This window comes from Micropruina sp. (assembly GCF_047607385.1).
Taxonomy (GTDB): domain Bacteria; phylum Actinomycetota; class Actinomycetes; order Propionibacteriales; family Propionibacteriaceae; genus Micropruina.
Genome location: NZ_JASGDE010000139.1, coordinates 1 through 3327, shown reverse-complemented (window position 1 = coordinate 3327; position 3327 = coordinate 1). Strand labels below are relative to the sequence as shown.

General features: G+C 70.9%; 1 protein-coding gene and 1 pseudogene. One reads left to right on the top strand and one right to left on the bottom strand.

All coding sequences use genetic code 11. The features are described 5' to 3' along the window. The coding region (locus QM582_RS12440; RefSeq protein ID WP_415084839.1) for an exodeoxyribonuclease V subunit gamma at window positions 1–2192 on the bottom strand (2192 nt) is incomplete at its 3' end. 42 nt (window positions 2193–2234) lie between these two features. Here QM582_RS12440 and QM582_RS12435 point away from each other — a divergent pair. Beyond that, window positions 2235–3327 (top strand): annotated as a pseudogene (locus QM582_RS12435) (hypothetical protein); the annotation flags it as partial.

Sequence of the window (3327 nt, the reverse complement as noted above, 5' to 3'; positions counted from 1 at the left end):
GCCGCGGGCGTCGAGCGCGGACCGCTGACCGCGACGGCGCCGCGCAGCCCGGCCGGGTCGTAGCTGCGGGGCGCGTCCGCGGCGAACAGGGTGGGGCTGAACGGCTGCAGAGGATGCTGCTGCTCGGCGACACCGGCCTCGGCGAGCAGTTCCAGCAGGTCGGCCAGCGCAGCCGGCGGCGGAATCTCTTCGTTGGTCTGTGCCGAGCGGGATTGGTGCACGACCACCAGCGCATCGCGGGCGGCCGCGATGGCGTCCGCGAGCGCCTGCCGGTCTTCGGCCGGCGGGTCGGGTTCACCGGGACGCGGCGCCCGCAGCATCAGATTGTCGCCGTCGCGTTCCGGCGGACGCGGGAACACCCCGTCGTCCAGGCCGAGCAGGCAGACCACCCGATAGGGGACGCCGCGCAGCGACCGCAGCGAGCACACGGTGAGCGAACCGTTGCCGAAGGTGGACCGCGCCTCCCCGCGTTCGAACTCGTCGCTGATCAGGTCGGTGATGTCGGTCAGGCTCAGCTTCTCGTCACCGGCGCCGCGTTCGGCGAGGTCGGCGACCCGGAGCAGGGCGTCGGTGCGCTGCCAGACCTCGTCGCCGGAGACCAGGGCGAAGGCGTCCAGTGCCCATTGCAACCGGGCGACCCAGTCACGCAGCGGTGCCGGCTGGTCGCAGTCGAGCGCCAATCGGGACAGCCGACTGATCAGCTCGGACACCCCGCCCAACGCCGTCAGGTCACCGTCTTCGACGTCGTCGAGGGGCAACACCGTGCCGACCACCGGAAGCTCCTGCTCGCTGAGCGCGACACCGAGCAGCATCCGCTGCAGGCCGGCCGCCCAAGTGTTCTGCGGCACGTGGCCGAGCCCGTACCGGTCTCGATGCTGGGCCGACAATCCCCAGCGCACGCCGGCCTCGCTGGCCAGCCGGGTCAGCCGGTCGATGGCGTCCGGATCGAGACCGAACCGGGCAGCGACCGCCGGACGCGAACCGAAGTCGATCACGTCGGCGGCGCTGGCCCGGGACGCCACCAGGGTGAGCACCTCGACCAGGACGCCGACCAGCGGGTTCACCTCGGCCGAGCTGCGGTCGGCCAGCTGCACCCGGAAGTCGTTCGCCGGATGGCGTCCGGCAACCCCGGCGGGCAGCCGGAAGGCGGCCTGCAGCAACGGCGCGGCGGCGCTCAGGTTCGCACAGCCGACGATGATGTGGCGCGGCTCCAAGGTCGGATCGGCGGCCAGCAGGCCGGTGATCGCGTCGCGGAGGATCTCCACCTGGCGTTCCAGTCCGTGGCCGCCGTGCACCTGGACCGAGCGGTCGGCGGGCGGCGGGGTGACGGTCGCACCACGCAGGGTGTGTTGCAGCCAACCCAGGGTGCTTCGAGGTTCGGACGCCGTCGCCGGCAACTCGCTGAGTGCGGCGCGCTCCAGCAGCCCGGTGTGCGCGACCCCCGCGAAGCCGGTCAACCTGGCCGCCGGGCCGGCGTCCGCGGCCGTGGTGCTGGTCTGTTGCAGCGAGACGTGCACGGTGCGGTGCTCGGCGAGCGCATCGAGGACGTCGAGCCACCAGGGCGACAGCGGCTCGGGCTGGACGAAGGAGAGGGTGGCGGGCAGCGGCAGCGACCCCGGATCGCGGCGCAGCCGGGCCAGGAACTCCGCACCGGCCAGCAACGGACTGGTCTCGGCGGCGGCGAGCCGCCACAACATCGGTTGCCAGACGTCGAAGCCGAGGTCGGCGCCGTGTTCGTCGGTGTTCTCGCCGGCCTCCCAGCGGGTCACCATCGCGGGCCGCCAGTGCAGATAGCGGGCGAACAGCCCGGCGATGCGGTGCGCGACCGGATAGGTGTTGCGGGAGCCGGCCAGATGCCGGCGGAGCTGCTCCAGCCGGGGCTCGTCGCGATTCTCTCCGATCACCTGCAGCAGCCGCCAGGCCAGCTGCCGGGGCCGCCAGAACCGCGCCGGGTCGCCGAGTTCGTACAGCAGCCGCCCCGGAGTGAGGAACCGGACGCCGGCGCAGATGCCCTCGCCGGGACGTCCGATCCGGTGCGCCAGCTCGTTGGTGAGCCAGCGCCGCAGATGCGGATGCGGGGTGACCACCACGTCGAGGGCGAACGGGTCGGCGCGGACGCCGCCCAGCCGGGACGCCAGGTCGGCGGCCAGCGCGGAGGCGTCGTCGGTGCGGTGAAGGAACAGTCCGGTCATGCTGAGCAACACCCTAGGGGGCGGCTCCGACAGTTCTCGGCGGTGACCGTCGCAGTGCCGGCCTTCGTCATCCCGGGCTTGCCCCGGGATCTCCGGACTGATCGGCAGTCAGCTGGCCGGCACCTACCGGTGCCGGCTGAGACGCTCACCACGGCCTACACGAACCTCATCGGCTTGCCGGACACGCTGACCGGGAGCCTCGGCTCGACCACAGCCACCTATGTGACCGACACCCAGTACCTCCAGTGGGGGACCGTGGCGGCGATGCTGTTCGGTACGCACGCGGGCAAAGCGTCGATGGCGAGCTGGATGCGCGACCCGGGCACGCAGCGGCTGATCGGGATGGGCCTGCACCGTCAGGTGAATCCGGGGGTCACCGACGAGGAGACTAGCATCAGCTATGACCCGGCCGGCAACATCACCCAGGTGAAGGCCACCCTGCCCGGCGGCGTGGTCGACAACCAGTGTTTCAGCTACGACTTCCAGCAGCAACTCACCGAAGCCTGGACGCCGAACACCGCTGTCTGTGATCCGGGCGCGCGTAGCCAGGCGGCCTTGGGTGGGCCGGCGCCGTACTGGACGAGTTGGGCCACCGACACGATCGGGAAGACGACCAGCCGGGTCGATCGGACTCCGTCCACGTCATCGACCACCAGCTACGCCTATCCGTCCGATGGGGCCACGTCGACCCGGCCACATTTCATCACCGGCACGACCACAACCGGTGATGCCGCGGGCAGCGCGAGCTATGCCGCGGACGAAGCGGGCAACACAGTGAGCAGGCCGGCGCCCGGTGGTGGCGAGCAGGTGCTGGTGTGGGATGACTTGAACCAGCTCACCGAGGTCACCAAGGCGGGTGCGACGGTGGCGAAGATGGTGTATGACGCGGCTGGTGCCCGGGTGCTGCGGCAGCAGGGCGACACGACCACCCTGTACGTGGCGGGTAGTGAGATCACGCTGAATACCGCTACGAGTGGGGTGTCGGCGAACCGCTACTACAGTCACGCCGGGCAGACTGTTGCGATGCGGACCGGAGCCTCCAACGACACGGTGTCGACGTTGGTGTCGGATTGGCAGGGTACGACGCATCATCAGATCAACAACGCGACGGGGGCGTTGTCGACGTCGTGGCAGG